We start from the raw sequence: 25,819 nt of genomic DNA, 5'->3' as shown, positions 1-25,819 counted from the left end.
ATGCCGCAAACCATACTCTATGTCGATGACGATCTCGCGCTTGCCAGATTGGCGGAACGGCACTTCGGGCGGGCCGGTTACGAGGTCGTTCATGCCGTCAACGCGGCATCTGCGATGGAAGCGGTCGAAAAAGGCAGTATCGACGCGATCGTCCTCGACCACTATCTGAGGACCGAAACCGGGCTCGACATCCTGCACAAGCTGAAAGACCAGGGCTCGGTCATCCCCGTGATCTACGTCACCGGTTCCAGCGATGCGACGATCGCCATCGACGCGCTGAAGAACGGCGCCTCCGACTATGTCATCAAGACGGTGGGCGAGGAATTCTGGCCGCTGATGGAGAGCGCGATCGCGCAAGGGATCGCCAATGCCGAGTTGCGGCGGGCCCAGGAAAAGGCCGAGCAGGAGATCCGCCTCGGCAAGGAACGCGCCGAGGTTCTGCTCGCCGAGGTGAACCACCGCGTCGCCAACAGCCTGGCGCTGGTTGCGGCACTCATCCGCCTGCAGGTATCCAGCAGCAAGAGCGACGACGTCAAGGCAGCCCTTTCGGAGACGCAGGCACGCATCAGCGCGATCGCCGGCATGCATCGCAGCCTCTACACGTCCGACGACGTCCGGCATGTGGAGATGGACAAATATCTGGGCACGCTGGTGCGCGAGGTGCAGGGCTCCGTCAACGACGACCAGGGCCCGTCGATCCGCCTCGATGCCGAACCGCTGTCGCTGACCTCCGACCGCGCCGTCTCGGTCGGCATGATCGTCACGGAGCTGCTCACCAACGCGCTGAAATACGCTTATCCGGCCGGCACCGAGGGTGAAGTGCGGGTGCTCCTCAAACGCCAGGACGAGGGCAGCGCGCTTCTCGCCGTCGAGGACGACGGGATCGGCTGGCGCGAGGGCGATACGCCCAAGGGCACCGGGCTCGGCAGCCGCATCGTCAAATCCATGGCCGCGACGCTCGGCTCGACGATCCACTACGTGCCTTCCTCTTCCGGCACCCGCGCCGAACTGACGGTCAGCCTTCAGTAGGTCCTGCCCGGAACGACTGCGGCGTTTCTGCCACGGTTGTGGCCCTTCATTTTGTTCCAACCATTGCAATGCCCGCATGGCGACCCTATGATTTCCGGGATGCGCGTGAGGTGCATAGCTCCGAGAACCGGTCCCGGTTTTCCGAACTGTGCGTGAGACGTCGCGACGAGGCGCCTCTGGCGCCGTCGTATGGATGCGGGCCGTTCTTCGGAGCGGCACATTCGTTTCGCGTGCAGGCATATTGTTCCAATCAAAGAGATTCTCTTGTTAACCGAAATACTCATCGTCATCGCCCTCACCGTTTTGAACGGTGTCCTCGCGATGTCGGAACTTGCCGTCGTCTCCTCCCGCCCGGTGCGGCTCCGGATCATGGCGGAGCAGGGCAACCGCGGCGCAGCGACAGCCATACGGCTTGCGGAAGATCCCGGCCGCTTCCTTTCCTCCGTCCAGATCGGCATCACGCTGGTCGGCGTGCTCTCCGGCGCATTCTCGGGCGCCACGCTCGGCGCCCGGCTGACCACCTGGCTGGAAGCGCAGGGCATGGCCGACAACCTGGCCGACTGGCTGGGCGTCGGCACCGTCGTCGTTTTCATCACCTACCTGTCGCTGATCGTCGGCGAACTGGTGCCGAAGCAGATCGCGCTGCGGGCGCCGGAAGCGGTTGCCGCCCGTGTCGCGCCCGCCATGAAGATGCTTGCGACCGTCGGCGCTCCGATCGTCTGGTTGCTCGATGTTTCCGGCCGGCTGGTTCTGACCGTGCTCGGCCAACGGGGCGAGCAGGGCGATCGCGTCACCGACGAGGAAATCCGTACCGTGCTTGCCGAAGCCCAGAGCGCCGGCGTGATCGAGACGGAAGAATCCGCGATGATCTCCGGCGTCATGCGGCTTGCCGACCGCACCGCCCGCGGCCTGATGACCCCGCGCCGGGATGTCGAGGTCATCGACATCGAAGACAATTCGGATGAGATCCGCGAGCAGCTGCGCGCCACGCAGCGCTCCCGCCTGCCGATCCGCAACGGCAGTTCGGACGAGATCCTCGGCACGCTGTTCGTCAAGGACGCCTATGATTTCATCGCCGGCGGCAAGATGCTGGATATCCGCGGCGTCATGCGCGAGGCGCCCGTCGTCTCCGACCTGACAGGCGCGCTCGACGTCATCCAGGCGCTGCGCAAGGCGCCGGCCCATATGGTGCTCGTCTATGACGAATACGGCCATTTCGAAGGCATCATCACCTCAGGCGACATCCTTGAGGCGATCACCGGCGTCTTCCAGGAGGAAGAGGACGAAGAACCTGCGATCGTTTCGCGCGACGACGGTTCTTTCCTGATCGCCGGCTGGATGCCGGTCGACGAATTCTCCGACCAGATGGGGTTTTCGCTCGGCGACGATCCCGGCTACGAGACGGTCGCGGGCTTCGTGCTCGACGAGATGAAGCGCCTGCCGGAACTCGGCGAGAGTTTCACCAAGAACGGCTGGACCTTTGAGGTGATCGACCTCGACGGCCGCCGCATCGACAAGCTGCTGGTCAGGCGGTCGGACAGGGTATGACGGACCTCTTGAAGACCAAGGCGGAGCTTCGAGCCGCGCGGCTTGCCGCGCGGGACGCCATTCCGCCGGTCGAGCGCATCGAGAAGAGCCTGGCCATCGCGTCGCACGGGGCCGAGGCAATCGACCTCGACGCCGGCGCCATCGTTTCGGGCTTCCTGCCGATCCGCTCGGAAGTCGATGTGCGGCCGCTGATGGCGCATCTCAGGGACCGCAGCGCGCGGCTCTGCGTGCCGGTCATTCTCGACAAGAAGACGATCGTCTTCCGTGAACTGGTGCGCGGCGCCGAACTGGTGCCGGGCGTGTTCGGCACGTTCGGCCCGGGACCGGATGCGGCGGAACTCGAGCCGCAGGTGATGCTCGTTCCGCTCTCCGCCTTCGATGCCGGAGGGCACCGGATCGGCTATGGCGGCGGTTATTACGACCGGGCGATCCACCGCCTGCAGCAAAAAGGCCTGAACCCGAAGCTGATCGGGATTGCCTTCGACTGCCAGGAAGTGGCATCAGTTCCCGTTGAACCTCACGATATCAGACTAGACGCTGTCCTGACGGAGAGCGGGTACCGGCCCTTCCAAGACATGGGCCGCGCACAGATTGGATAAGAATGCGCCTTTTGTTCCTGGGTGACATGGTGGGCAAGACCGGCCGCGTGGCGGTCTGGGAAAAGCTGCCCGGCCTCGTCGCCGACCTGAAGCTCGATTTTGTCATCGTCAACGGCGAGAACGCCGCGGGCGGTTTCGGCATTACCGAGGATATCTTTCTCGAGACGATCAATGCCGGCGCCGACGTGGTGACGACCGGCAACCATGTCTGGGACCAGAAGGAGGCCGTCAGCTTTGCCGGCCGCCACGAGCAGTTCCTGCGGCCCGCCAATTATCCCGCCGGCACGCCGGGCAAGGGATCCGGCATTTTTTACGCCCGCAACGGCGCGCGCATTCTGGTCGCCAACATCATGGGGCGGGTGTTCATGCATCCCGAGCTCGACGATCCCTTCAAGAGCGCCGAGACGATCCTCGCCGCAGCTCCCCTGAAGGAGCAGGCGGACGCGGTCATCTTCGACTTCCATGCGGAGGCGACCAGCGAAAAGCAGTGCTTCGGGCATTTCGTCGACGGCCGCGCCAGCCTCGTGGTCGGCACCCACACGCATGTGCCGACGGCCGACTGCCAGATCCTCAACGGCGGCACCGGCTACATGTCGGATGCCGGCATGTGTGGCGATTACGATTCATCGCTCGGCATGGACAAGGAAGAGCCGCTCAACCGCTTCATCTCGAAAATGCCGAAGGGCCGTTTCGAGGCGGCGACCGGACCCGCGACGATCTGCGGCCTCGGCATCGAGATTTCCGATACGACCGGGCTTGCGGAGAAGATCGAGCCGCTCCGGATCGGGCCGCGGCTTGCGGAGACGATACCGTCCTTCTGGCGGTGATCCCGCTTACGATCGGCGCGACAGCCAGTCCTCGAAGCCCGCAAGCGTATCGACGCCATCGAGCACCGCTTCATACACAAGTGCGCTCGGGGCAGGCTTGCCGCCTTTCGGTGCGGTTGCGGCGAGGTCGGCCTTGACGACGAGGATCGTTTTCCGCTTCTCGTCGGTCAAGCGGGGTAGCAGCGTCTTCAGATGTTTCAGGTCGGGCTGGCGGTCCGGTTCGTCGATGAACCAGATGTCGAGATTCCAATCTTCACCCGTCTGCGTGCGGTAGGTGAGGCCAAGATAGAGGCCGTCCGGGTAGTTTTGCGGTTCGGCGTTCCAGAGGCCGCTGTCGTTGCGGTAGCGCACGGCGCCGACGCGGCTGTCGAGCATCAGTTCGCCGGCGATCTCGGCGACGGTCCGGCGGGCGGCTGGGTCGAGCCTTTCGCAGACCACCGTGATGTCGATATCGCGGCGGACCATGAGGCCGAGCGCCGAGCTTCCGACCCGGACCGGATTTCCGGCCAAACGCAAGGCATCCTCGAGGCCAAGGGCGCTGACGATCACATCCGCCTGCGCTTGCAGTTCGGCCTGTTTTTCCAAAATGCCCGACATGGTCTTCTCCGCTTGGATCTCCCCACTAACGGAAGATTTACGTCAGATATTAAGCTTATGGCGTCAATAGCGCCGTTGATCGGGGCCTCCCGCAGACATGCTCTTTGACATTTGCCCTGCAAATAAGTAGGAACGGCGCAAGTTCGGCTGCGAGTGTTGCAGCCACAGCGCTTTGCGCGCGAAAATCCGAAAGACAGATTTAGATGACCGATTACAACGGCGCCGTCCCGGCGATCGCCAAGGCGTTGGCGAAACGGGGCTATGTAACGCTGACCCCCGTCCAGAAATCCATGCTTGACCCGGCTCTCATCCATTCCGATGCGCTGGTTTCGGCGCAGACCGGCTCGGGCAAGACCGTTGCCTTCGGCTTGGCGATCGCGCCGACCCTGCTCGGCGAAGCGGAAAAGTTCGGCCCGGCGCGGCAGCCTTTGGCGCTTGTCATCGCCCCGACCCGCGAACTGGCGATGCAGGTCACCCGCGAGCTGGAATGGCTTTACGAGATGACCGGCGCGGTCATCACCAGCTGCGTCGGCGGTATGGACATCCGCAGCGAACGGCGCGCGCTCGAGCGCGGCGCCCATATCGTCGTCGGTACGCCCGGCCGTCTCTGCGACCATATCCGCCGCAACGCGCTCGACATGTCGGCCCTCAAGGTCGCGGTGCTCGACGAGGCGGACGAGATGCTCGATCTCGGTTTCCGCGAGGACCTGGAATTCATCCTGGAATCGGCGCCCGACGATCGCCGGACACTGATGTTCTCGGCAACCGTTCCGGCCGCGATCGCCAAGCTCGCCAAGAGCTACCAGCGCGACGCGGTGCGCATCGCCACCTCTGCCGAGGAAAAGCAGCATGTCGATATCGAATACCGCGCGCTTGCCGTCGCATCGGCCGACCGCGAAAATGCGATCATCAACGTGCTTCGTTATTACGAGTCGACCAACGCGATCGTGTTCTGCTCGACCCGCGCTGCCGTCAACCATCTGACGGCGCGGTTCAACAACCGCAATTTCGCCGTCGTGGCCCTCTCCGGCGAGCTGACGCAGAACGAGCGGACCCATGCGCTGCAGGCGATGCGCGATGGCCGTGCCCGCGTCTGCATCGCCACCGACGTCGCCGCCCGCGGCATCGACCTGCCGGGCCTCGACTTGGTCATCCATGCCGACCTGCCGACCAATCCGGAAACGCTGCTCCATCGCAGCGGCCGCACCGGCCGCGCCGGGCGCAAGGGCATCAGCGCTCTGATCGTGCCGGTCAATGCCCGCCGCAAGGCCGAACGCCTGCTCGGCGGCGCCGGCATTTCCGCCACCTGGGCTCGTCCGCCGTCTGCCGAAGAGGTAATGCGCCGCGACGACGAGCGTCTGCTGGCCGATCCGATCTTCAGCGAAAATCCGCGCGAGGAAGAGCAGGATCTCGTCGCCAAGCTGGTCGAGAGCCACGGCGCGGAAAAGCTGGCCGCCGCGTTCGTCAGTCTCTACCGCACCAAATATTCGGCGCCGGAGGATCTGATCGAGATCTCCGTGCAGCAGGACACCCGCAAGCCGCGCGAGCGCGCCGGCGGCGAAGGTGACTTCCCGATGACCCCGCGCCCGTCGCGCGACGAGTTCGGCCCCGCCGTATGGTTCTCGCTGTCGGTGGGCCGCAAGCAGAATGCCGAACCGCGCTGGCTGATCCCGATGCTCTGCCGCAACGGCAACGTCACCAAGCGGGAAATCGGCGCGATCAAGATGCAGCAGGACGAGACCTTCGTCGAGATCGCCGCCGATCACGCCGATGCCTTCATGCAGGCGGTCGGCAAGGACAAGGCGCTGGAGCGCGGCATCCGCGTCACCCGGCTGACCAGCGCGCCGGACCTCAGCCGTCCCGCGCCGGCCAAGCCTTATGTGAAGAAGTCCTATGACGACCGTCCGAAGGAGCCTCGTGGCGACGACTGGGCGAAGGGCAAGCCGCGGAAGAACACCTCCAACGCGGCCGGTCCGGGCGGCCCCAGGGCAGCCGAAGCGCGTGGCGACGGGAAGCCTTTCAGCAAGGATGCCAAGCCTTTCAACAAGGACGCCAAGCCCTTCAAGAAAGACGACAAGCCTTTCAAGAAGAAGGACAAGCCGAAATTGGCCAACAGCAGCAATTTCGAGCGCCGGAAGTAAGCTGGACGCTGCGCAAACCCTGTTTGGGGTGATGCTGCGTCACCGGCCGGAATGCTGGACGTTCAATGAGATCAGGGGCGGCCCGAAGCCGCCCCTTTGTCGTTTTGGAAGGGTCGTTTCAGAGGGTCTCTTCGAACAGCGTCAGCAGGCGCTTGAAGTGGCGCTCGGAACCGTCCTTGTCGTAGATGCTGTGGTCCGGCACCGTCCAGCCATGTGCCATGCCGACATAGTTCTCGACGATATGGTCGACGCCGCCGGTGCGAAACGCTTCGGCGAGCCGGGCCGACTGCTCCGGCGGGAAGCTGTTGTCGACGCCGGCGACGCCGACATAGATGCGTGCCTTGATCCGGTCAGCCAGCCGGTGCGGGCTGTCTTCGGCGTCGCTTGCGAGATTGCCGCCATGGAAACTGGCGGCTGCCTTGATGCGCTCCGGATAACGGGCTGCGGCGGTGATCGCCCGGCCGCCGCCCATGCAGTAACCCACGGCGCCGATCGCGCCGGTGGCGCCTTCGGAGGTCAACGCTTGGATGAAGGCTTCTCCGTCCTCGGCGGTGAGCGGCTGGGAGTTGGCGCGCATCAGGCCCATCAGCTGCGCCCTGGTGGCTTCTTCGCTGAAGGCCGTCTTCGCATCGAATGGGCCGTAGGCGCCCGAGCGGTAGAATAGGTCCGGAACGAGCACGGTATAACCGGCATCGGCGATGCGCTGGCCCATCCAGTAGAGCGCCTCGCGCGGGCCGAAGGCATCCATGTAGAGGATGACGCCCTTGTCCGTGGCAGCGCCGTTCGCAGGCTTGATGACGGCGGCCTTGGCCGTGCCGTCCTTGGTCTTGATCTGAATGTCATGCTTCATGAAATATCCTCTCGCGCTTCCGACCGGACGCCGGCGAGCTTATGTCGGGGCGTTGCCGCGGCTTTTCAATGATCAATCCTTGACCTCCGCCAATGACAGAATTGTGAGACCGGCCGCGGCGATTGCGGCTGGACCGGCCTTTCGCATTGCCGCATGTTTTCGCCGGGAATGAGCATGAACGCAGTTCTTTGGGATCAGCATGATGCTACGGGCTCTCGCACTCGGTCTTTCCGGCCTCCTCCTGTCCGCTGTCGCAGCGCTCGCCCAGGACGGGCTGCCCATCAGCCAATGCCAGGCGATCGCGCAAAAGCTGCCCGGCGTCACCTTCGCAAGCTTCAGCCCTTCCGACCTGCAGTACGCCCAGGCCAAGAAAAATTTGGCGCTGGCTGACAGGGAAGAGGTGAAGATCACCTTTGTCGGCCATTCCACCTATTTCATCGAAACGCCGGAAGGGATCGGCATCGCCACCGACTATAGCGGCGCCTATCGGCCGTCGCGGCTGCCGGATGTCGCGACCATGAACAAGGCCCATTCCACCCACTACACGCTCAGCCCAGATCCCGGAATAAAGCACGTCCTGCACGGCTGGAGCGATGTTCCGGGCGAAAAGGCGCAGCATCGTGTCATGGTGGGGGATGTCTATGTCCGCAACGTCGTGTCGGATATCCGCAACTGGGGCGGCGGCATCGAGGAAAACGGCAATTCGATCTTCATCTTCGAGGTCGCGGGCCTCTGCATCGGCCATCTCGGCCACCTGCATTTCGAACTGAACGAGGCGCAGTACACGGAGATCGGCCGGCTCGACATCCTGATGGTGCCGGTCGACGGCGGCCTGACGATGGGGGCGGACAGCATGAGCCGGGTCGTGCAGCGGCTGCGCTCGTCGCTCATCCTGCCGATGCACCGCTGGGGACCGCCGCTCGACAATTTCATCGCCATGTTCGACGCCAAGTTCGACATCGCCTATGCCAAGGAACCGACGATCCGGGTATCGATGCGCAGCCTGCCGAAAAAGCCGACGATACTGGTGCCGCAGGGGCTGTGATCGCCCCTGCGGCCTTGTTCCGGTTCAGTGGAATTGCGGGAAGGCGAGGTGCTGCTTGACGCCGACATCCGGCATCTTCTCGTCCTTCAGGTTGGCCTTGGCGATTTCCCAGCCGAATTTCAACGTGCTGTCGGTGGAAGCCCAGATTTCCGCGTCGTCGACCCGGAAGGCGAGCAGGGTCAGCAGCGGGTCTTCCTTGCCGCGCTCGTACCAGGCCGAGGTTACGGCGCTCCAGTATTCGTCGATCTTGGCCCGGTCGTTACGGATCTCCAGCGTGCCGGAAAGGCAGGCGTGGTAATCGTGGTTCTTGCCGACGACGCAGAAATGGGCGCGGCTGCCGGCGCGGATGGCGCGTACTAGGTCCGTGTCGGCCTTGGTGAAGAACCAGATCGTGCTCGATTTCGGATCGGCATTCGGTGCCATCGGCTGGAAATGCATATGCGAGCCCTCGATCCCGAGCATGCCGGCATGGATGTTGTTGATCTCGTCCCAGAGCTGGCGTTCGGGCGCTTCGCGGGCTTCGGTAAGGCTTGCCATCGATTGTCTCCTTGTTGTTCGTCTCGGTGAACAAACGGCAAGGCTTTGGCTTTGTTCCTGGCCTTGTCGGCGGGGCGGCATCAGGAAAAGCCCGCCTTGCCCTGGAATGCCCTTGAACGGCTCAGGCTTCGAAATTATAAGGCGCCATTCCAGAACGAGTTCCAGAACAAGCTAAAGTGTCAGGGGTGCCATGGCTGGCCATTCACAGTTCAAAAACATCATGCACCGCAAGGGCAAGCAGGATTCGATCCGGTCGAAGATGTTTTCCAAGCTTGCGCGCGAAATTACCGTCGCCGCCAAGACCGGTCTGCCCGATCCGACCATGAACGCGGCACTGCGCCTGGCGATCCAGAACGCCAAGGCTCAGTCGATGCCGAAGGACAATATCGACCGGGCGATCAAGAAGGCTGCCGGCGCGGATGCGGAAAACTACGATTCCGTCCGCTACGAGGGTTACGGCCCGGGCGGCACCGCCGTCATCGTCGAGGCGCTTACTGACAACCGCAACCGCACGGCCTCCAACGTCCGCTCGATCTTCACCAAGGCCGGCGGCGTGCTCGGTGAAACCGGCTCGGTTTCCTTCTCCTTCGACCATGTGGGCGAAATCACCTACAAGGCGAGCGTCGGCGATGCGGACAAGGTGATGGAAGCGGCGATCGAGGCAGGTGCCGACGACGTGACCACCGACGAGGACGGCCACACGATCATCTGCGCTTTCGAAAGCCTCGGCGAAGTGTCGAAGGCGCTCGAAGCGACGCTCGGCCAGGCCGAAACGGTCAAGGTCATCTGGCGGCCGCAGAACACGATCGAGGTGGACGAGGAGAAGGCGCAGTCGCTGCTGAAGCTCATCGACAACCTGGAAGACGACGACGACGTTCAGAGCGTCTATTCGAACTTCGAGGTTTCCGAAGAGGTCATGGCCAAGCTTTCGGCCTGATCGGTTCTCGACCTCCCAATTTTACGGAGCGGGCTGGCATGACCAGCCCGCCTTTGTTTCAGGCCTTCACCTTTTCCATCATCGGCAACGTGGCGAACAATTCGACCGAGCGCAGCCGCGCATCGACATCGTGGATCGGCATCGAGATGATCAGTTCGTCGGCGCCGGTTTCTCCCAGGAAATCCCTGAGCTTTGCCTCGACCGTCGCAACGGAACCGACCGCTGCGTAACGCAGCGTGTGCTCGACGTTCATCTTCTCCATCGGCGTCCAGAAACCTTCCATGCTGTCGACGGGCTTCGGGAACCGGGTGCGGACGTTCTTGCGCAGATTGACGAACTGCTGCTGCGACGAGGTGAAGGCGCGCTCCGCTTCAACATCGGTTTCCGCCGCGACGCCCATGACGCCGACCATCATGTAGGGCTTGTCGAGCTGGAGAGACGGCTTAAAACGGTCGCGGTAGATCGAGATCGCTTCCATCAGCATGTCAGGCGCGAAATGCGAGGCAAACGCATAGGGCAGGCCGAGGGCGGCTGCGAGATGGGCGCTGTAGACGCTCGATCCGAGCAGCCAGATCGGCACATGCGCATCCATGCCCGGGACGGCGAGCAGGCTCTGGTCCTTTTCGGGCGCGCCGAGCAGGCGCTGCAATTCCAGAATGTCGTGCGGGAAACTTTCGGCACCAGCATCGAGATTGCGGCGAAGGGCGCTCGCGGTGCGCATGTCGGTTCCAGGCGCGCGGCCAAGACCGAGATCAACGCGGCCGGGCAACAGCGCTTCCAGCGTGCCGAACTGTTCGGCGATGACGAGAGGGGAATGATTGGGCAACATGATGCCGCCGGAGCCGACGCGGATGGTCTTGGTGGCGGCGCCCACATGGCCGATGACGATCGCCGTTGCGGCACTGGCGATGCCCGGCATGCCGTGGTGCTCGGCAAGCCAGACGCGTTTATAGCCCTGCTCCTCGGCCTTGATCGCCAGGCGGCGGGACTGGTCGAGCGCATCGCTCACGGAATAACCTTCACCGACGGGTGAAAGATCGAGAATGGAAAAGGGGATCATCGGCGCGTCCTGAAGGCGGAATAACTGACAGGGTGTTCCAGTTATCTAGGCAGCCTCGTCCAGGAATACGACCCTGCGGCCGACAGAAAAAGAAGCGCCCGAAAAAGGCGCGCAGCGGAGCCCCTCGGCATCACGACTTGACCAGCCGCAGGTGCGAGCCGGGTTTTGCGGGTTTGAGGCTCTCCGGTACCGCCACTCCTCCCGCCTGGAGGATCGTGACGGGCGTGAAGCGCCCTGCCTGATGTTCGATCGCGCCGATATCGCGGTTCATGCGGCCGAGCTTTGCCGTCAGCGCATCCAGCGCGCCGATCTGGTCGCGGCTCGCCCTGGCAAGCGTCGTCATCGTTGTCCTGACGGCTGCGACCACTTCGATCTCCTTGCCCGAGCTTGCCGCGAGTGCTGCGACGCGATCGTGCAAGGCATCCGCGTAGATCGTCATCGCATCCAGTTCTCCGCCCGCCTTCTCGATAGACCTGCCGCCGAGTTCGGCCGCTTCCGCCGACCTTCGGGACAGGCCGGAGATTTCCTTGGCCACCTCGGCGGCCCGCTCGGCAAGTCCGCGGATTTCCTCCGCCACGGTCTTAAAGTCGGTCTCGGCCTCACTCGAATGGGTCGCTTCGAGGCCGGCATTGAGGGCGAGGATATTGGCCTGGAAGGCGATTTCCCGGATCGTAGCGGTGGCGGGCTCGATCTTGAGCGACGCCTTGCGGATCGCCTCCATCGCCACCGTTGTGGCTTCTATCATCTCCTTCGGTGGGCGCATGTCGAGCCGGGCGTTGTTGGCGATCTCGGCCGCGTGCTGGGCCTGCATCTTTCGTACCCTCAGCGTCTCGGCAAGCTTGCCGACATCCGCGGCCGTCTTGGCGATGGTTGCCGTCAGCCGGCCACCGGCCTCGGCGGTTTTCGTCAGTTCGTCGCGCGCCTCGGCGCAGTCCGTGTGGAGGCCGTGGGCGCAGCTGCCGATCATGCCGAGCACGTCCTCCAGGATCGTCAGGGCATGGTTGAAATCCGCACGCAGGCCCTCGTACCTGTCGGGGAACGGCATATCGATCCGCACGGTCAGATCGCCGACCGCCAGGCGCCGCAGACCGCCATCGAGCGCTTCGACCACTGTCTTCAGGTCGCGCGCCTCTTCTCCGGCGGCCTCAAGATCGCGAATGCGAGCTTGCTCCGCCTCCGCTTCCTGCCGCTCGCGCGCTTCTTCGTCCTTGACGAGCCGGGTGAGATGATTGCGGCAAAGCTGCTCCAACGCCCGGGAGATCGAGCCGATTTCATCGGTGCGGGCCAGATGTTCGCGTGGCACCGCCGTCTTGCCGGCGGCGACCTCCGAGACGGTTCCCGCGATGGTGCGCAGCGGATTGATGAGTGCACCGGCAAGGGAAATGGTGACGAGAGTCAGCGTTATCAGCGACGCGGCGATGCCCAGCATCTCGAAAGGCGTCAGCTCGTCGGCGACGTAAAAGAGGAGCCCCGCGAGAATCCCATTCTGCGCCAGCACAAGCCCGATCACCTTGGCGGATAGGGAATGATGTCTGCCTATCATGGCTGCCTCCTCACATTGCGTCCAAGCCGCGATTTGCAACGCGCGAGGCGCTGAGGCGTTGCCGACCGGCGACCCGAAAGGGGGCAAACCTTCCCGACGTGGTTACCGAAGGGTAAACGGTCCTCCATTCCCGTTTTCGGTTTGTTCACATTCTCATGGCACTGGTTGGGGCATCAGGATAGGGTATGGGCATGACAGGCACGATTCGCATCATCGGCATCGACCCGGGGCTTCGACGCACCGGCTGGGGCATCATCGAGACGCTGGGCAACAGCCTGAAATTCGTCGCTTCCGGCACGGTGACCTCCGACGGCGACATGGACCTCGCCTCGCGCCTCTGCCAATTGCATGACGGGCTGGCGGAAGTCGTGCACGCCTATCAGCCGCATGAGGCGGCCGTGGAGCAGACCTTCGTCAACAAGGATGCGGTCGCCACGCTGAAGCTCGGCCAGGCGAGGGGGGTCGTCATGCTGGTGCCGGCACGGGCCGGGCTGCCCGTCGCCGAATATGCGCCGAACGCCGTCAAGAAGGCGGTGATCGGTGTCGGGCACGGCGAAAAGCAGCAGATCCACATGATGTTGAAGATCCTGATGCCGAAGGCGGAGTTCAAGGGCAACGACGCTGCCGACGCGCTGGCGATCGCCATCTGCCACGCCCATAACCGCGGTGGCCAGCGCATGCGCGCCGCACTCGCCGGCTAGTTTGTTCTTGACTTGTTCTGGTTTGGCCGATAAGTAATACCTCAGAGGTATTACCATGCGCGTCACCGAAAAAGGCCAGGTTACGATCCCCAAGGAAATCCGCGACCGATTGAAGATCGGACCGGGGTCGGAGGTGGATTTTATCGTGTCTGATGACGGCGTGAGGCTTGTCAGGCTCGACGACAGCAAGCGGGACTACAAGAGCTTCGAAGAATGGGCGGACAGCGTCAAAGGCACCTGGGATCTCGGCGGCATGACGACCGATGAGTACATCGACTGGCTTCGGGGACCGCGCGATGACTTCGACCGTCGTTGATACGAATGTGCTGATCGATATGCTTGGGCCTGCCACTCCGGCGCGGAACTGGTCGCTCGGTGCATTGAAACGATGCGCGGAAGAGGGCGAACTTATCCTCAATCCGGTCATCTGGTCGGAACTGTCGGCATCGCCGCTGAGTGAACTCGAGATAACCCTGGCATTCGGCTGGCTCGGTATGAAGCGCGAGACCTTGTCTTATGATGCGGCATTTCAGGCGGGTAAGGCGCATTTTTCCTGCCGCAGGTCCGGCGGACTTCGTGAGCGAACCCTGCCGGATTTCCTGATCGGCGCCCATGCCGCGGTCCGCTCCCATCGTCTCCTGACCCGTGATGCAGCCCGTTACCGTGCCTATTTTCCCTCGCTCGATATCATCTCCCCCGAAACCCATCCCTGACGGACATCTTTCATGATCGGCAAGCTCAAAGGCACTATCGACGAGATCGGCGACGACTATGTGCTCGTCGACGTTCATGGCGTCTGTTACGAGGTCTTCTGTTCGTCGCGGGTGCTGTCGAAGATGGGGTCGATCGGCGAAGCGGTGGTCCTCTTCATAGAGACCTATGTCCGCGAGGATCAGTTCAAGCTTTTCGGCTTCCTGAGCGCGCTGGAGCGGGAATGGTTCAACCTGCTGCAGAGCGTGCAGGGTGTCGGCGCCAAGGTGGCGCTCGCGGTGCTCTCAACGCTGACGCCCTCCGAGCTTGCCAACGCTATCGCCCTTCAGGACAAGACCACTGTCTCGCGTGCGCCCGGCGTCGGGCCGAAGGTCGCGGTGCGTATCGTCACCGAACTCAAGAACAAGGCGCCCGCCTTTGCCGGCGAGGCTTCGGGCAATATCGGCCTTAAGCAGGAGCTTGGCGAGGGCGTGGCCGCTGCACCGGTTGCCGATGCCGTCTCGGCGCTCACCAATCTCGGGTACTCCCGCGACCAGGCCGCGAACGCGGTTGCGGCGGCGCTCAAGAACGGCGGCGAGGGGGGCGATAGCGCCAGGCTCATACGGCTGGGGCTGAAGGAACTGGCTCGGTGATTCCTTGCAATTTTCCATGATCCTTACTAAAATCAAAAGTAAGGAATGGAGGTACTCATGGGCTATGGCGCAAAATTGACCTCTAAAGGTCAGACGACAATCCCAATCGAAATCAGGAAATATCTCAATCTTAGTCCAGGTGATCAAATGGACTTCGTCATTGAAAATGGTGAAGTCAAATTAAGGGCCAAGACGCGGAGCGTCATGGAGTTTGCGGGTATTCTCGGCCATGCTCCCAACGGCGTCCGTTTGACCATCGAAGAAATGAGCGAAGCCGCGGCGGAAGCGGCTGCAGATGATGATCGGAGGATCATGCGTGATTGGCATCGATACAAACGTGCTCCTCAGATTTCTGATGACGGACGATCCGAAACAGTACGAAAGCGCAGTTGAGTTCTTCCGTTCAAGATCGGCAGAAAATCCGGCTTATATTTCGCTCTTCGTTTTCGCCGAAGCATGTTGGGTGATGCGGAAACGTTACGGCTACAAGAACCAGGAGATTGCGTCTCTGTTTCGTGGACTATTGGAAAGCCGAGAGCTTGTCTTCGAGGATCCGGATTTCATAGAGACCATGTTCTTGGCCGATGGTTTTGGCAAGTTTGACGTTGCAGACTATATGATCGCCGAGCTCGCAAAGAGAATTGGCTGTTCAAAAACGGTGACTTTCGACAAAACTGCCGCACGATATATACCCGGAATGGAACTTCTCGCATGAGTGAACCCGCTCGCCTGATAACGCCGGAAAAGCGGGGCGAAGACCTGGATACGACGCTGCGCCCGCAGTCGCTGGACGAGTTCACCGGCCAGGCGGAGGCGCGCGCCAACCTGAAGGTGTTCATAGAGGCGGCGAAGAACCGCGGCGAGGCGCTGGACCACGTGCTGTTCGTCGGTCCGCCGGGGCTTGGCAAGACGACGCTGGCGCAGATCATGGCCAAGGAACTCGGCGTCAATTTCCGCTCGACATCCGGCCCGGTCATCGCCAAGGCGGGCGACCTCGCGGCCCTGCTCACCAATCTCGAGGAGCGGGACGTGCTCTTCATCGACGAAATCCACCGGCTCAACCCGGCAGTCGAAGAAATCCTCTATCCAGCGATGGAGGATTTCCAGCTGGACCTGATCATCGGCGAAGGGCCGTCGGCGCGGTCGGTGAAGATCGATCTGTCGAAGTTCACGCTGGTTGCCGCCACCACCCGGGCCGGTCTGCTCACCACGCCGCTGCGCGACCGGTTCGGCATTCCCATCCGGTTGTCCTTCTACACGGTCGATGAGTTGGAACTGATCGTCCGGCGCGGTGCGCGGCTGATGAGCCTTTCGATGACCGATGCAGGCGCCCGCGAGATCGCCCGCCGCGCCCGCGGCACGCCACGCATCGCCGGGCGGCTTTTGCGCCGGGTGCGCGACTTCGCCGAAGTAGCGAAGGCCGAGGCGGTGACGAAGGAGATCGCCGACGAGGCGCTGACCCGGCTGCTGGTCGACAATATGGGCCTGGACCAGCTCGACAAACGCTACCTCAACATGATCGCCGTCAATTTCGGCGGCGGGCCGGTCGGTATCGAGACGATCGCCGCCGGCCTGTCCGAACCGCGCGATGCGATCGAGGACATCATCGAACCCTACATGATCCAGCAGGGTTTCATCCAGCGCACGCCACGGGGCCGCGTTTTGACCGCAAACGCGTGGAAACATCTGGGAATGCAGCCGCCGAAGGATCTCGAGGCCGCGCAATTCCGGATGAATCTCGAGGACGACTGAGTGCTCACAAGGCGGACTTTGCTCAAGGCCTTTGCCGGAGGAGTTGCGACCCTGTTCGCCCTGGCCGCCTATCCCTTCGTGGAGGTGATGGCACGGCCTCGGCTGACGCAGTATGCCGTCACGCCCAGGCGATGGACGCCGGGATTGAAGCTGCGCGTTGTCGTCCTTGCGGATATCCACGCCTGCGAGCCCTGGATGAGCCTCGACCGGATCGGGTCGGTCTGTTCGGCGGCCAATGCGCTGAACGGGGATGTCATCCTGCTGCTCGGCGATTACGTGTCGGGAATGAACCTGCTGACCGAGCATATCCCGTCGGCGGATTGGTCGCAGGTGTTCTCGGTGCTGAAAGCGCCACTCGGCGTTCATGCAGTGCTCGGCAATCACGACCATTGGGAGGATCTTCGCTTCCAGAGAGATCCCCTCGCCGAGAATATCGCGGCGGCTGCACTGAGGAGCGTCGGAATACCGACCTACATCAACGAGGCCGTCAGGCTGGAGAAAGACGGCCACTCGTTCTGGCTGGCGGGCCTCGGCGACCAGATGGCTCTGCGCCCCGGCAAAGACTTCAAGCGGACGATGATGAGGGGCATCGACGATCTTCCGGGAACGCTCGCGCAGATTGACGACGACGCGCCGGTGCTGCTCATGGCACATGAGCCGGACATATTTCCGCAGGTGAGCGAGAGGGTCAGTCTGACGCTTTCTGGTCATACCCATGGCGGCCAGATCAATATACTGGGCTGGCGGCCCGCCGCTGCATCGCAGGGCTCGCGGCGTTATCCGGCCGGGCATTATCGTGAGGGGGAGCGTGATCTCATCGTGTCCCGGGGCCTCGGCTGTTCCATCCTACCGGTGAGAGTAGGCTCGAGGCCAGAAATTGTCGTGATCGAACTGGGATAAACCGCATGGCGCGCACTCGCATCCGTATCAAGACCAAGAGCAAGCGCATTTTCCAGATGCGGATTGCCGGGCTTGGGTTCCGGGACGGTTACGTGCTGGTGCACCGCGCCGTGGACGAGGCCTTCTGGACTTTTCCGGGCGGGCGGGCGGAGATCGGCGAGACATCGGAGGAGACTCTCAGACGCGAGATGGTCGAGGAAATCGGCGCCGAGGTGAGCGTTCGCCGGCTGCTCTGGTCGGTCGAGAACTTCTTCCACTACGAAGACCGCGACTGGCATGAACTCGGTTATTATTACCTGATGGACATTCCGGAGACCTTTCCCTTTCATCCGACGGACATCGTCCATCGGATCAAGGACGAGCACGATCTGGAATTCAAATGGGTACCGGCGACGACCGCGGCGCTGAGGGCGCTCGACATCCCGCCCTACTTCATCGCCGAGGAAATCGAGAACTTGCCGGTCAGTCCGCGCCACCTCGTCTGGCGCGACGGCGACCTCGACCTGAAATCTTAGGTTCGATCTTTTTTCGCATTCCGCCGGACTTCAGCGCTCGCCTCCAGCGATCGTCGGCTGGTGCGGGCCGACGCCCTTTCCGTTCGCCTGCATTCCGGCTGGAACATCTGCGCATCGCTTGCCGTTTCTCCCCGAAAGGAGAACGCCATGCAGAAGATCGAGATGCGACCGCGTTCTCAAGAGTCAGTCCGACCTGAGGAAGACCCATGGATAGCGAGAATCCCGACCACATCCCGCCTGCCGAAGTGGCGCAGGCCGCTGAAAAAGGCTTGAAGCTCCGCTCCCAGCATCGTCGCGGCGGCACGATGGTGGGCGTCGCCAGAGCGCGGGACCTCAAGAACCGCAAGTTGATCTCGGAAAAGACGGTGCGGCGGATGGTGAGCTATTTTTCCCGCCACAAGACGGACAAGCGTGCCGAGAACTTCGGCGACGACGAAAATCCCTCCACCGGTTACATCGCCTGGCTGCTCTGGGGCGGTGATGCGGGCCAGAAATGGGCCGAAGAGCATAAAAAGGCGATCGAAAAGGCAAAGAACGAAGCAAAGATGCGGCGTTTCACGCAGTCGCATTGAGAGCGGCCGCAAGATCCGCGATCGTCTGCCGCAAAAGCGGCGTGCCGCCCGGCTGCCAGCCCAGCGCCTTCAGTTTGTCCGTCGACATGACGTTGACAGCGCTGCGATCGGCCGACGGCGGCAGGTTGTGGTGGGACCCAGGCAGGTGGCCGAGGATTTCGCATGTATCGGTCAGGATGTCCGAAACATTGAACACCTGGCCGGCAATCTTGCCTGTTTCGGTCTCCAGCATGAGGCGAACGGCGGCGGCGACATCGCGACCGTGCGTCTCCGTTCCCGCACGCGACGGAACCGGCCGGCCCCCCAGGTAATCCGAAAAGAGCGCGTCCCATTTATTGGGACGCAGATTGCCGTAGACGCCGGTGAGCCGGAGAGACGAGGTGGCAAAACCGGGCGCCGAAAGCTCCGCCAGTGCTCCCTCGGCCCAGAGTTTGATCTCGCCGTAGAGCCCGTCCGGCTTCAAAGCCAGGTCTTCGTGAAGCACCGTTCCGGCCGGTTGTCCGTCATAGACGGCCCTGCTCGAGAGGAAGACCGCCCTGCGGGTGCCGGCCTTCCTCGCAGTCTCGAACAGCTTGACCGTACCATCGAGGTTCAGCCGGCGGAAGCGATCGGGATCATCGCCTTCGCCGCCGCGATATTTTCCGGGCAAATGGTCGAAGGCGGCATGGACGAAGAAATAGGCCTCGTCGAAAGCTTCGATCTGGTCGAGAGCGGGATCGAGCGAAAGGGGCGCAAACTCGACGGGTTTGGAAAAGAAGCCAGGCGCCGGCGGGCTGCGCCCTCCGACGATCACCTGATATCCGGCACCAAGCAGGCCCTCGACGATGTAGCGGCCGACCAGGCCCGTTCCACCCGATATCAGCACCTTCATGGCGTCTCTCCCGGTTTCGGCAGGCTGGAGAGGGCGGGGATCTCGCGATCCTCGTAAAATGCATGCCAGAGGTCGATCAGCGGCCGCAGCCGGTCGGCCTTCGGATGATCCTTCTCCCACGGCTTCTCATACTGGTAATGCAGCACGCCGATGCTTTCCCAGTCCCAGAGATCGGGCATCTTGAACCAGACATATTGCAGCATGTTCATGAAGACCGGCAGGCCGTGCCAGTTCGGAAAGAAGCTCTCGAGAAACGTCTGGTCCGTCCGCCGCCAGAAGGCGTTCGGCTGGTCGAGCGCCGCAAGCATCCTGTCAAAAGTCTCGGCGGAAGGTTTGGCGACGAAGACGCCGGAGTTCAGGCGGTGGAAGTCGGAGAGGTTTTCATAGACGTTCGGGGCTGCGGAAAACTCCGGATAGGAAAACAGCTTGTCGATCGGCTTCAGCACCAGCGCGTCGGCGTCGATGAAGATGCAGGTTTCGTAGTCGGTGAGCTGCCAGAGCCGAAGCTTGCAGAAATTGTCCAGCGGCGTGTGGAAATCCGGCTTGCGGCCCTTGGTGAAGGGGGCGGCGCCATGCAGGTTTTTTCGCGCATGCCGTTCGTTGAAGGCTTCGGAGAGGGGCAGATGTTCGACCTCGACCAGCCGGCAGCCGAGGGCTTCGAGCGGGGCCAGCGCTGTGCGCTCGACGCCGCCGGTATGGAGGACGACGATATCGCCCTCAGTGCCGGTGCGGCGTATGGAGCGGGCCAGCGCGGTGGCGCCCATGGCGTAGTCGGCATTGGTGACCAGGGTGACGAAGGCGTTGGTCATGGAGCAGACTTCCGTAGGATCAAGGCTGCTGTTCCGCAGTCCCCCTCATCCGCCTGCCGGCACCTTCTCCCCGAGGGGAGAAGAGATTCGTGGATGGGCCGCGACCCCATCTGCCGGCGCATTTGGTTGAAGGAAATGCGTGCGGCATACCTCTTCTCCCCACCGGGGAGAAGGTGCCGGCAGGCGGATGAGGGGGCCATACGGCACAACCTTCCGACTATCCGCACAGTAGGCCTGTTTGATAGGGAAGGCCCCGACGGGCGATGCGGCGCAAACCTCATTTCTTCACGACACCGACTTCAACCTCACGCCCTCCGGGTCATGTTCCACCTTCGCGGCGATGTCCCTCGTCCAGGCGGAGACGGCGGGAACGCGTGATCTGTCAACGCGATAGGCGTATTTCTTCGCGACGTCGACGATCTCTCCGAGCAGTCCTTCGCCGAGCGTCGTCGGTTCGAGGCCGAGGCCGAGGAATTTCTCGTTCTTCACCACCAGTTCGTTTTCCGGCGCTTCCTTGCGCGGGTTGGGCAGCCAGGCGATCTTGGAGCCGCTCATCCGGGCGATCATCTCGGCAAGATTGCGCACCCGGTGGGTCTCGGTCATCTGGTTGAAGATCTCGACGCGGCTGCTGCGGGCGGGCGGGTTGTTCAGCGCGATCTCGATGCAGCGGACCGAATCCTGGATGTGAATGAAGGCGCGGGTCTGGCCGCCGGTGCCGTGGACGGTGAGCGGATAACCGATCGCCGCCTGGATGAGAAAACGATTCAAGACCGTCCCGTAATCCCCGTCATAGTCGAATCTATTGATCAATTGCGCGTGCCGGCGGGTTTGTTCGGTGTGGGTGCCCCAGACGATGCCCTGGTGCAGGTCGGTGATCCGCAATCCGTCGTTCTTCGCGTAGAACTGGAAGAGTTGCTGATCGAGGCATTTGGTCATGTGATAGATCGAGCCGGGATTGCTCGGGTATAGAATTTCCTGGGAAACGGTGCGGCCGTCGGCCGTTTCGATGCCGACCGGGAGGTAGCCTTCCGGGATCGCCGCGCCGACCGTCGAATAGCCGTAGACGCCCATCGTGCCGAGATGCACGAGATGCGCGTCCAGATCGAGTTCGACCAGCGCATTCAGGAGGTTATGGGTGGCGTTTACATTGTTGCTGACGGTGTAGTTCTTGTGCCGGTCGCTCTTCATCGAATAGGGCGCGGCCCGCTGTTCTGCGAAGTGGATGATGGCGTCCGGGCGGTTTTTTGAAAGCCAGCCCTTCAGGAGTTCGTAGTCCTTGGCGAGGTCGATCAGATGGAAATGAATGCGGCGTCCGGTCTCTGCATGCCAGATGCGGGTGCGTTCCTGGATGCTGTCCATCGGCGTCAGCGATTGGACGCCAAGCTCCGTATCGATCCAGCGGCGGGAGAGGTTGTCGAGGATGTGGATCTCGTGGCCGGCGTCGGACAGGTGAAGCGATGTCGGCCAGCCGACGAAGCCGTCGCCGCCCAGGACTGCAATCTTCATGAGTTACTCTCCGCTGGTTTTCGACTTATTTCCTGATAGGGAGGATATGTGACAGGACGTCAAAACTGGGGCGGCATTGCGCGCTTATCCAGTGGAGTAGAGGGAATTTCCAAGGCAAGGCCATGAAGGAACACAATTTTTTGTTATCGGGCGAATTGATGGAAGGTGGCCATCGGCTGGCCCAGCGCGTCTATTATGAAGACACGGATTTTTCCGGCCTCGTCTACCACGCCCGTTATCTGCATTTCCTGGAGCGCGGCCGCACCGACTATCTGCGCTGCCTCGGCTGCGAACAGAGTGCGCTGCTTTCCGCCGACGAAGAAGGGCTGGTCTTCGTCGTCCACCGGATGGAGATCGACTTCAAGCAGCCGGCCCGTATGGACGACATCCTGATCGTCCAGACGGTGACGGAAAAGGCGGGCGGCGCCAAGATGGTGCTTAACCAGGAGATCCGCCGGGGCGAAACGCTGTTGATCGCCGCAAAAGTGGTGATCGCCGTCATCAACAGGCACGGGCGTCCGCGCCGGCTGCCCGAGAGCGTGGCGGAAAAGTTTCTCGGGCGTTCGGCCGAGCAGGTCGATCCGGTCTAGACGGGACCTACGGGCCACCGCAGGCATGCTGCGAATCGGCCATTGCCCAGCTCTGCCCGGTGCGGGCGTTGGTGACGAAATATTCGCGGCCCCGGTCGTCGCCCTGCGGGCAGCGTTTGGGAATGGCAATCAGGCACATGGTCACCTTGTCGCCGGGCCTGGAGGCAATCAGCGCCTCCTCGCGGGCATAGGAAACCTGATAGCCCTCGTTGGCATATTCGATGCCGGTTCCGGCGTCGTAATCCTCGTCCTTGATGGGATCCTGGCCGACCCGCGGATGGACCTCGGTCACGTTGGTGACCGAGCATTGGCCGATCTTCGCGGGCAATGTCGGGGAGGGCTTGGCCCGCCCGCCCGCGATCGTGCTGGCGGTGATGTCCGCGGGGATGCTCTTAGGCCCGCCGAGTTCTCCAAGGACCGCGATATATGTGCTCAGAACGCAGGATCGGTCGGAGCCGCAGGTTGACCGGTCGCTCTTGAAGTCACGCAAAATCTGGCGGGTCTCCGCCCTTTTCTCCCGTTCGGCCTTTTCCTGGACCCGCGGAAGCTGCGTGTCCAGCGCCGAAAGGAGGGGATCGTTGCAGACTATCAGTTCGTCGGGCGAGGGGACGCCCTTGCAGTCGAACGAGGCGGCATGGGCCGGCACCGCGATCAACATCGTCAAGGCAATCAACACTGCGCGCCACATGGTGTGTCCCCGAGAATCCGATTCTGACAGTGTCATAACCCGTGAATGAGAAAAAACTAAGTTGGAAGTTGCCGGCTTTCCTTGCTCCAACTTCAAGTGATCTGGGAACTCGCGATTGCAAGGCCCGCCTAAACCTTTCGTTAACGATAATGGTGTCTTACTGAGACATGAGGAATTTGTGCAACGCACGCCTTCCTTTGACCAAAATTGAAAGCGAGAAGCCAAGCTTGAAGCTCAGGGTATCTTGGGGTTAGGGCTAAGCGCATCCAGCGGTCAAAGATATACTCGCGAGAGCGCTTTTGAACCGCCCGGTCCTCAACGCCGGGCGTTTGGATTCGGGGATAGTAGATGGAACAGGTAGGTTTGGCGGCAGCGGCGAGCGAAGTGAGCCTCTGGTCGCTGTTCATGCAGGCCGGTCTGGTCGTCAAGCTGGTGATGATAGGTCTCATCGGCGCATCGATCTGGACCTGGGCGATCGTGATCGACAAATATGTCAGCTTCGGCAAGGCCAAGCGCCAGTTCGACCAGTTCGAGCAGGTCTTCTGGTCCGGCCAGTCGCTGGAAGAACTCTACCGCACCCTGTCGGAACGGACGAACACCGGTCTTGCCGCGATTTTCGTCGCCGCCATGCGCGAGTGGAAGAAGAGCTTCGAGCGCGGCGCGCGCTCGCCGATCGGCCTGCAGATGCGTATCGACCGGGCGATGGACGTCACCATGTCGCGTGAAGCGGAAACCTATGAGGCCCGCCTCGGGTCGCTGGCGACGATCGGCTCGGCCGGTCCGTTCATCGGTCTGTTCGGCACGGTTGTCGGCATCATGACATCGTTCCAGGCGATCGCCGGGTCGAAGTCCACCAATCTCGCCGTTGTCGCACCCGGTATCGCCGAAGCGCTGCTCGCCACCGCGATCGGCCTGGTCGCCGCTATTCCGGCGGTCATCGCCTACAACAAGTTCACCGCCGACGCCGGCAAGCTGTCTGGCCGCATGGAAGGTTTCGCGGACGAATTTTCCGCCATCCTGTCGCGCCAGATCGACGAGAAGCTGCAGCCGCGCCAGGCGGCGCAGTAAAAAGCCTCTCGGGCTCAAGGAGTAACGTCTCATGGGTATGTCGGCCGGAGGAGCAAAATCGGGTGGCGGTCGTCGCAGGCGCGGCGGTCGTCGCAGCGGTGCGATCAGCGAAATCAACGTGACGCCGCTCGTCGACGTCATGCTCGTGCTGCTCATCATCTTCATGGTGGCGGCACCGATGATGACCGTCGGCGTGCCGATCGACCTGCCGGAAACGCAGGCGAAGGCGATGAACGCCGATACCCAGCCGATCACCGTCTCGGTCAATCCGAAGGGCGAAATCTACCTGCAGGAAACGCCGATCGGCCTCGACGAGATCGTGCCGAAGCTCCAGGCGATCGCCACCACGGGCTATAACGAACGTATCTATGTGCGCGGCGATACGACCGCGGCCTACGGCGTCGTCATGAAGGTCATGGCCCGCATTTCTTCTGCCGGGTACAAGAATATCGGCCTCGTGACCCTGCAGGAACAGGAGAAGTGATCGCGGCGCCATGAAGGTCAGTCTCGGCACATCGCTGGTCCTACACACGCTGGTACTCGGCTTGGCGCTCGTTTCGCTGAGCGCGCCCGCGACTTTCGACGTGGCCGAAGTGGACGCGCTTCCCGTCGACATCGTCTCCGTGGAATCGATCACCCAGACCCAGCAGGGTGACAAGAAGGCGCCTGCCAGCCAGAAGCCTTCGCCCAAGGAAACCAAGAACCAGAAGATCGTCGAGAACGCGCAGAACGCCGGCGAGAACGACGTCGACCTGAAGACACCTCCGACGCCGACCACCAAGCCGCAGCCGACCGAAACCACGGCCGCTCCGAAGCCGGTGGAACGGCCGACGCCTACCCCGACGCCGGAACAGAACCAGGTCAAGGACATCGTCAAGGAAGAGACGGCTCCGAAGCCGACGGAGATGGCCGCTCTGCCGCAGCCCAAGCCGGAAATCACGCCACCGAAGCCGGAAATCACCCCGCCGAAGCCCGAGCCTACGCCGCCAAAGCCGGAGGCCGCCAAGCCGACGGCCGTGCCGCTGCAGAGCGAAAACACCTCGGAGACGGGTGAGCTGCCGCAAGCGGTTCCGACGCCCGCCTCAAGGCCCCAGCCGCCGAAGCCCGAACCGCCGAAGGAGCAGGCCAAGCCTGTTGAAAAGCCGGCCGAGGCGAAGCCGGATATGGCCAAGGCAGCCGAGACGGCCAAGACCGACAACAAGGCGACCGCATCCGTCAAGCCATCCGACAAGAAGGAAGGCAAGCAGCAGGAGACCGCCAAGTCGTCGTCCTCCATGCAGAGCGATTTCAATGCCGACGACATCGCAGCCCTGCTGAACAAGCAGGAGGCATCCGGCGGCGGTGCCAAGCGTTCCACCCAGGTGGCCGCCCGCGGCGATACCAAGACCATCGGCGTCGGCCTGAGCTCCAGCGAGATCGACAACGTCAAGGGGCAGATCCAGGGCAACTGGGCGCTCGTCGGCGGTTTGACCGGCGTCTCGGAAGTGCGCGTGAAGATCAGGGTGCAGCTCGATCAGTCCGGCAATATCGTTGGCGATCCGGAGGTGACGGCGACCGGCGGTCCGGAAGGAACCCGGCGTGCGGTCGAAGGCAGCACACGCCGCGCCCTCATGAAATCCGCCCCGCTCAAGAATTTGCCGGTCGAAAAATACCAGGGCGAAAAGGGCTGGAATGTTTTGGTGCTGAACTTCGATCCGTCGGAGTTCGCATTGTGAGCCGGCAGGTATGGAACCGATGCAGAAACAGATGAAACGGAACCTGCCCCGAAACTCTCGTATTAAGCTGAAAGGC

30 protein-coding genes are annotated in these 25,819 nt (G+C 62.5%); 21 read left to right on the top strand and 9 right to left on the bottom strand.

Translation table 11 applies throughout. The features are described from left to right. From C5J22_RS09260 to C5J22_RS09245, 4 genes are all read left to right on the top strand, one after another. Complete coding sequence (locus C5J22_RS09260; protein ID WP_105437987.1) at positions 1 to 1,029, top strand: sensor histidine kinase; 1,029 nt, start codon at positions 1 to 3, stop codon at positions 1,027 to 1,029. Positions 1,030 to 1,293: 264 nt separating this feature from the next. Continuing rightward, positions 1,294 to 2,577: a hemolysin family protein gene (locus C5J22_RS09255; RefSeq protein ID WP_105438134.1), complete on the top strand. Its 1,284-nt coding sequence runs from the start codon at positions 1,294 to 1,296 to the stop codon at positions 2,575 to 2,577. After that, a complete protein-coding gene (locus C5J22_RS09250) occupies positions 2,574 to 3,176 on the top strand; it encodes a 5-formyltetrahydrofolate cyclo-ligase (RefSeq protein WP_105437986.1) in 603 nt (200 codons plus the stop codon). Before C5J22_RS09255 ends, C5J22_RS09250 begins: the two co-directional genes overlap by 4 nt. A 2-nt stretch (positions 3,177 to 3,178) precedes the next feature. Next, a complete protein-coding gene (locus C5J22_RS09245) occupies positions 3,179 to 4,003 on the top strand; it encodes a TIGR00282 family metallophosphoesterase (RefSeq protein WP_105400231.1) in 825 nt (274 codons plus the stop codon). A gap of 6 nt (positions 4,004 to 4,009) precedes the next feature. On the opposite strand, the gene C5J22_RS09240 is transcribed toward C5J22_RS09245, so the two are convergent. Next, positions 4,010 to 4,600, bottom strand: a complete 591-nt coding sequence (locus tag C5J22_RS09240) for a hypothetical protein (RefSeq protein ID WP_105437985.1) — start codon at positions 4,598 to 4,600, stop codon at positions 4,010 to 4,012. A 203-nt stretch (positions 4,601 to 4,803) separates the two neighbouring features. Here C5J22_RS09240 and C5J22_RS09235 point away from each other — a divergent pair, with 203 nt between their 5' ends. After that, positions 4,804 to 6,741, top strand: coding sequence for a DEAD/DEAH box helicase (locus C5J22_RS09235; protein WP_105437984.1), 1,938 nt, complete (start codon positions 4,804 to 4,806; stop codon positions 6,739 to 6,741). A gap of 118 nt (positions 6,742 to 6,859) precedes the next feature. Here C5J22_RS09235 and C5J22_RS09230 read toward each other — a convergent pair whose 3' ends face one another. Next, positions 6,860 to 7,591, bottom strand: coding sequence for a dienelactone hydrolase family protein (locus C5J22_RS09230; protein ID WP_105437983.1), 732 nt, complete (start codon positions 7,589 to 7,591; stop codon positions 6,860 to 6,862). 199 nt (positions 7,592 to 7,790) lie between these two features. On the opposite strand from C5J22_RS09230, the gene C5J22_RS09225 reads away from it, so the two are divergent. Then, complete coding sequence (locus C5J22_RS09225; RefSeq protein ID WP_105437982.1) at positions 7,791 to 8,636, top strand: MBL fold metallo-hydrolase; 846 nt, start codon at positions 7,791 to 7,793, stop codon at positions 8,634 to 8,636. Between the two features lie 24 nt (positions 8,637 to 8,660). Here the strand turns inward: C5J22_RS09225 and C5J22_RS09220 are convergent, their stop codons facing one another. After that, a complete protein-coding gene (locus tag C5J22_RS09220; RefSeq protein WP_105400235.1) occupies positions 8,661 to 9,173 on the bottom strand; it encodes a pyridoxamine 5'-phosphate oxidase family protein in 513 nt (170 codons plus the stop codon). Positions 9,174 to 9,363: 190 nt separating this feature from the next. On the opposite strand from C5J22_RS09220, the gene C5J22_RS09215 reads away from it, so the two are divergent. Further along, positions 9,364 to 10,110, top strand: a complete 747-nt coding sequence (locus C5J22_RS09215) for a YebC/PmpR family DNA-binding transcriptional regulator (protein ID WP_105400236.1) — start codon at positions 9,364 to 9,366, stop codon at positions 10,108 to 10,110. 58 nt (positions 10,111 to 10,168) lie between these two features. Here the strand turns inward: C5J22_RS09215 and C5J22_RS09210 are convergent, their stop codons facing one another. Together C5J22_RS09210 and C5J22_RS09205 are read right to left on the bottom strand one after the other, a co-directional pair. Then, on the bottom strand, positions 10,169 to 11,170 hold the full coding sequence (locus C5J22_RS09210; RefSeq protein ID WP_105437981.1) for an LLM class flavin-dependent oxidoreductase: 1,002 nt from the start codon (positions 11,168 to 11,170) through the stop codon (positions 10,169 to 10,171). Positions 11,171 to 11,300: 130 nt separating this feature from the next. Then, positions 11,301 to 12,713: a methyl-accepting chemotaxis protein gene (locus C5J22_RS09205; protein ID WP_105437980.1), complete on the bottom strand. Its 1,413-nt coding sequence runs from the start codon at positions 12,711 to 12,713 to the stop codon at positions 11,301 to 11,303. A 191-nt stretch (positions 12,714 to 12,904) separates the two neighbouring features. On the opposite strand from C5J22_RS09205, the gene ruvC reads away from it, so the two are divergent. The 10 genes from ruvC (at position 12,905) to C5J22_RS09155 (ending at position 18,496) form a co-directional block, all read left to right on the top strand. Next, the gene (gene ruvC / locus C5J22_RS09200) at positions 12,905 to 13,414 is read left to right on the top strand and encodes a crossover junction endodeoxyribonuclease RuvC (RefSeq protein WP_105400888.1); all 510 of its coding nucleotides are present in this window, start codon (positions 12,905 to 12,907) and stop codon (positions 13,412 to 13,414) included. A gap of 55 nt (positions 13,415 to 13,469) precedes the next feature. Next, positions 13,470 to 13,730: an AbrB/MazE/SpoVT family DNA-binding domain-containing protein gene (locus C5J22_RS09195; RefSeq protein ID WP_105437979.1), complete on the top strand. Its 261-nt coding sequence runs from the start codon at positions 13,470 to 13,472 to the stop codon at positions 13,728 to 13,730. Beyond that, complete coding sequence (locus tag C5J22_RS09190) at positions 13,711 to 14,127, top strand: type II toxin-antitoxin system VapC family toxin (RefSeq protein ID WP_105437978.1); 417 nt, start codon at positions 13,711 to 13,713, stop codon at positions 14,125 to 14,127. Before C5J22_RS09195 ends, C5J22_RS09190 begins: the two co-directional genes overlap by 20 nt. A gap of 12 nt (positions 14,128 to 14,139) precedes the next feature. Further along, complete coding sequence (gene ruvA / locus C5J22_RS09185; protein ID WP_105437977.1) at positions 14,140 to 14,757, top strand: Holliday junction branch migration protein RuvA; 618 nt, start codon at positions 14,140 to 14,142, stop codon at positions 14,755 to 14,757. A gap of 57 nt (positions 14,758 to 14,814) precedes the next feature. Then, the gene (locus tag C5J22_RS09180; protein ID WP_172746573.1) at positions 14,815 to 15,150 is read left to right on the top strand and encodes an AbrB/MazE/SpoVT family DNA-binding domain-containing protein; all 336 of its coding nucleotides are present in this window, start codon (positions 14,815 to 14,817) and stop codon (positions 15,148 to 15,150) included. Next, complete coding sequence (locus tag C5J22_RS09175; RefSeq protein ID WP_172745567.1) at positions 15,113 to 15,472, top strand: PIN domain-containing protein; 360 nt, start codon at positions 15,113 to 15,115, stop codon at positions 15,470 to 15,472. Before C5J22_RS09180 ends, C5J22_RS09175 begins: the two co-directional genes overlap by 38 nt. Then, positions 15,469 to 16,509, top strand: coding sequence for a Holliday junction branch migration DNA helicase RuvB (gene ruvB, locus C5J22_RS09170; RefSeq protein WP_038589315.1), 1,041 nt, complete (start codon positions 15,469 to 15,471; stop codon positions 16,507 to 16,509). The genes C5J22_RS09175 and ruvB overlap by 4 nt, the downstream gene beginning before the upstream one ends. Then, positions 16,510 to 17,409: a metallophosphoesterase gene (locus C5J22_RS09165; protein WP_105437975.1), complete on the top strand. Its 900-nt coding sequence runs from the start codon at positions 16,510 to 16,512 to the stop codon at positions 17,407 to 17,409. A gap of 5 nt (positions 17,410 to 17,414) precedes the next feature. After that, the gene (locus tag C5J22_RS09160) at positions 17,415 to 17,924 is read left to right on the top strand and encodes an NUDIX hydrolase (protein ID WP_105437974.1); all 510 of its coding nucleotides are present in this window, start codon (positions 17,415 to 17,417) and stop codon (positions 17,922 to 17,924) included. Positions 17,925 to 18,130: 206 nt separating this feature from the next. Then, positions 18,131 to 18,496, top strand: a complete 366-nt coding sequence (locus C5J22_RS09155; protein WP_105437973.1) for a hypothetical protein — start codon at positions 18,131 to 18,133, stop codon at positions 18,494 to 18,496. On the opposite strand, the gene C5J22_RS09150 is transcribed toward C5J22_RS09155, so the two are convergent. The 3 genes from C5J22_RS09150 to C5J22_RS09140 form a co-directional block, all read right to left on the bottom strand. Continuing rightward, complete coding sequence (locus C5J22_RS09150) at positions 18,480 to 19,367, bottom strand: NAD(P)-dependent oxidoreductase (protein ID WP_105437972.1); 888 nt, start codon at positions 19,365 to 19,367, stop codon at positions 18,480 to 18,482. The two genes, C5J22_RS09155 and C5J22_RS09150, sit on opposite strands and share 17 nt — an antisense overlap. Beyond that, positions 19,364 to 20,176: a glycosyltransferase gene (locus tag C5J22_RS09145; RefSeq protein ID WP_105437971.1), complete on the bottom strand. Its 813-nt coding sequence runs from the start codon at positions 20,174 to 20,176 to the stop codon at positions 19,364 to 19,366. Before C5J22_RS09145 ends, C5J22_RS09150 begins: the two co-directional genes overlap by 4 nt. Before the next feature lie 285 nt (positions 20,177 to 20,461). Then, positions 20,462 to 21,682 (bottom strand): NAD-dependent epimerase/dehydratase family protein, encoded by a 1,221-nt coding sequence (locus tag C5J22_RS09140; RefSeq protein WP_105437970.1) that lies wholly within the window; start codon positions 21,680 to 21,682, stop codon positions 20,462 to 20,464. Between the two features lie 122 nt (positions 21,683 to 21,804). Here C5J22_RS09140 and ybgC point away from each other — a divergent pair, with 122 nt between their 5' ends. Next, positions 21,805 to 22,272 carry a tol-pal system-associated acyl-CoA thioesterase gene (gene ybgC / locus C5J22_RS09135; RefSeq protein ID WP_105437969.1) on the top strand — a complete coding sequence of 156 codons (468 nt, stop codon included), beginning with the start codon at positions 21,805 to 21,807 and terminating at the stop codon, positions 22,270 to 22,272. Between the two features lie 7 nt (positions 22,273 to 22,279). Here ybgC and C5J22_RS09130 read toward each other — a convergent pair whose 3' ends face one another. Further along, positions 22,280 to 22,960 (bottom strand): lysozyme inhibitor LprI family protein, encoded by a 681-nt coding sequence (locus tag C5J22_RS09130; protein WP_105437968.1) that lies wholly within the window; start codon positions 22,958 to 22,960, stop codon positions 22,280 to 22,282. Positions 22,961 to 23,308: 348 nt separating this feature from the next. Here C5J22_RS09130 and tolQ point away from each other — a divergent pair, with 348 nt between their 5' ends. The 3 genes from tolQ to C5J22_RS09115 are packed head-to-tail and all read left to right on the top strand — an operon-like array spanning position 23,309 to position 25,743. After that, on the top strand, positions 23,309 to 24,028 hold the full coding sequence (gene tolQ / locus C5J22_RS09125; RefSeq protein WP_105428667.1) for a protein TolQ: 720 nt from the start codon (positions 23,309 to 23,311) through the stop codon (positions 24,026 to 24,028). A gap of 31 nt (positions 24,029 to 24,059) precedes the next feature. Next, positions 24,060 to 24,512, top strand: coding sequence for a protein TolR (gene tolR / locus C5J22_RS09120; RefSeq protein WP_046634957.1), 453 nt, complete (start codon positions 24,060 to 24,062; stop codon positions 24,510 to 24,512). Between the two features lie 10 nt (positions 24,513 to 24,522). Then, positions 24,523 to 25,743, top strand: a complete 1,221-nt coding sequence (locus C5J22_RS09115) for a hypothetical protein (RefSeq protein ID WP_105437967.1) — start codon at positions 24,523 to 24,525, stop codon at positions 25,741 to 25,743. Positions 25,744 to 25,819: the final 76 nt, after the last annotated feature.

Origin of the sequence: Neorhizobium sp. T25_13 (genome assembly GCF_002968675.1) — a bacterium.
Taxonomy (GTDB): domain Bacteria; phylum Pseudomonadota; class Alphaproteobacteria; order Rhizobiales; family Rhizobiaceae; genus Neorhizobium; species Neorhizobium tomejilense.
This window is presented reverse-complemented; position numbering and strand designations above follow the sequence as displayed.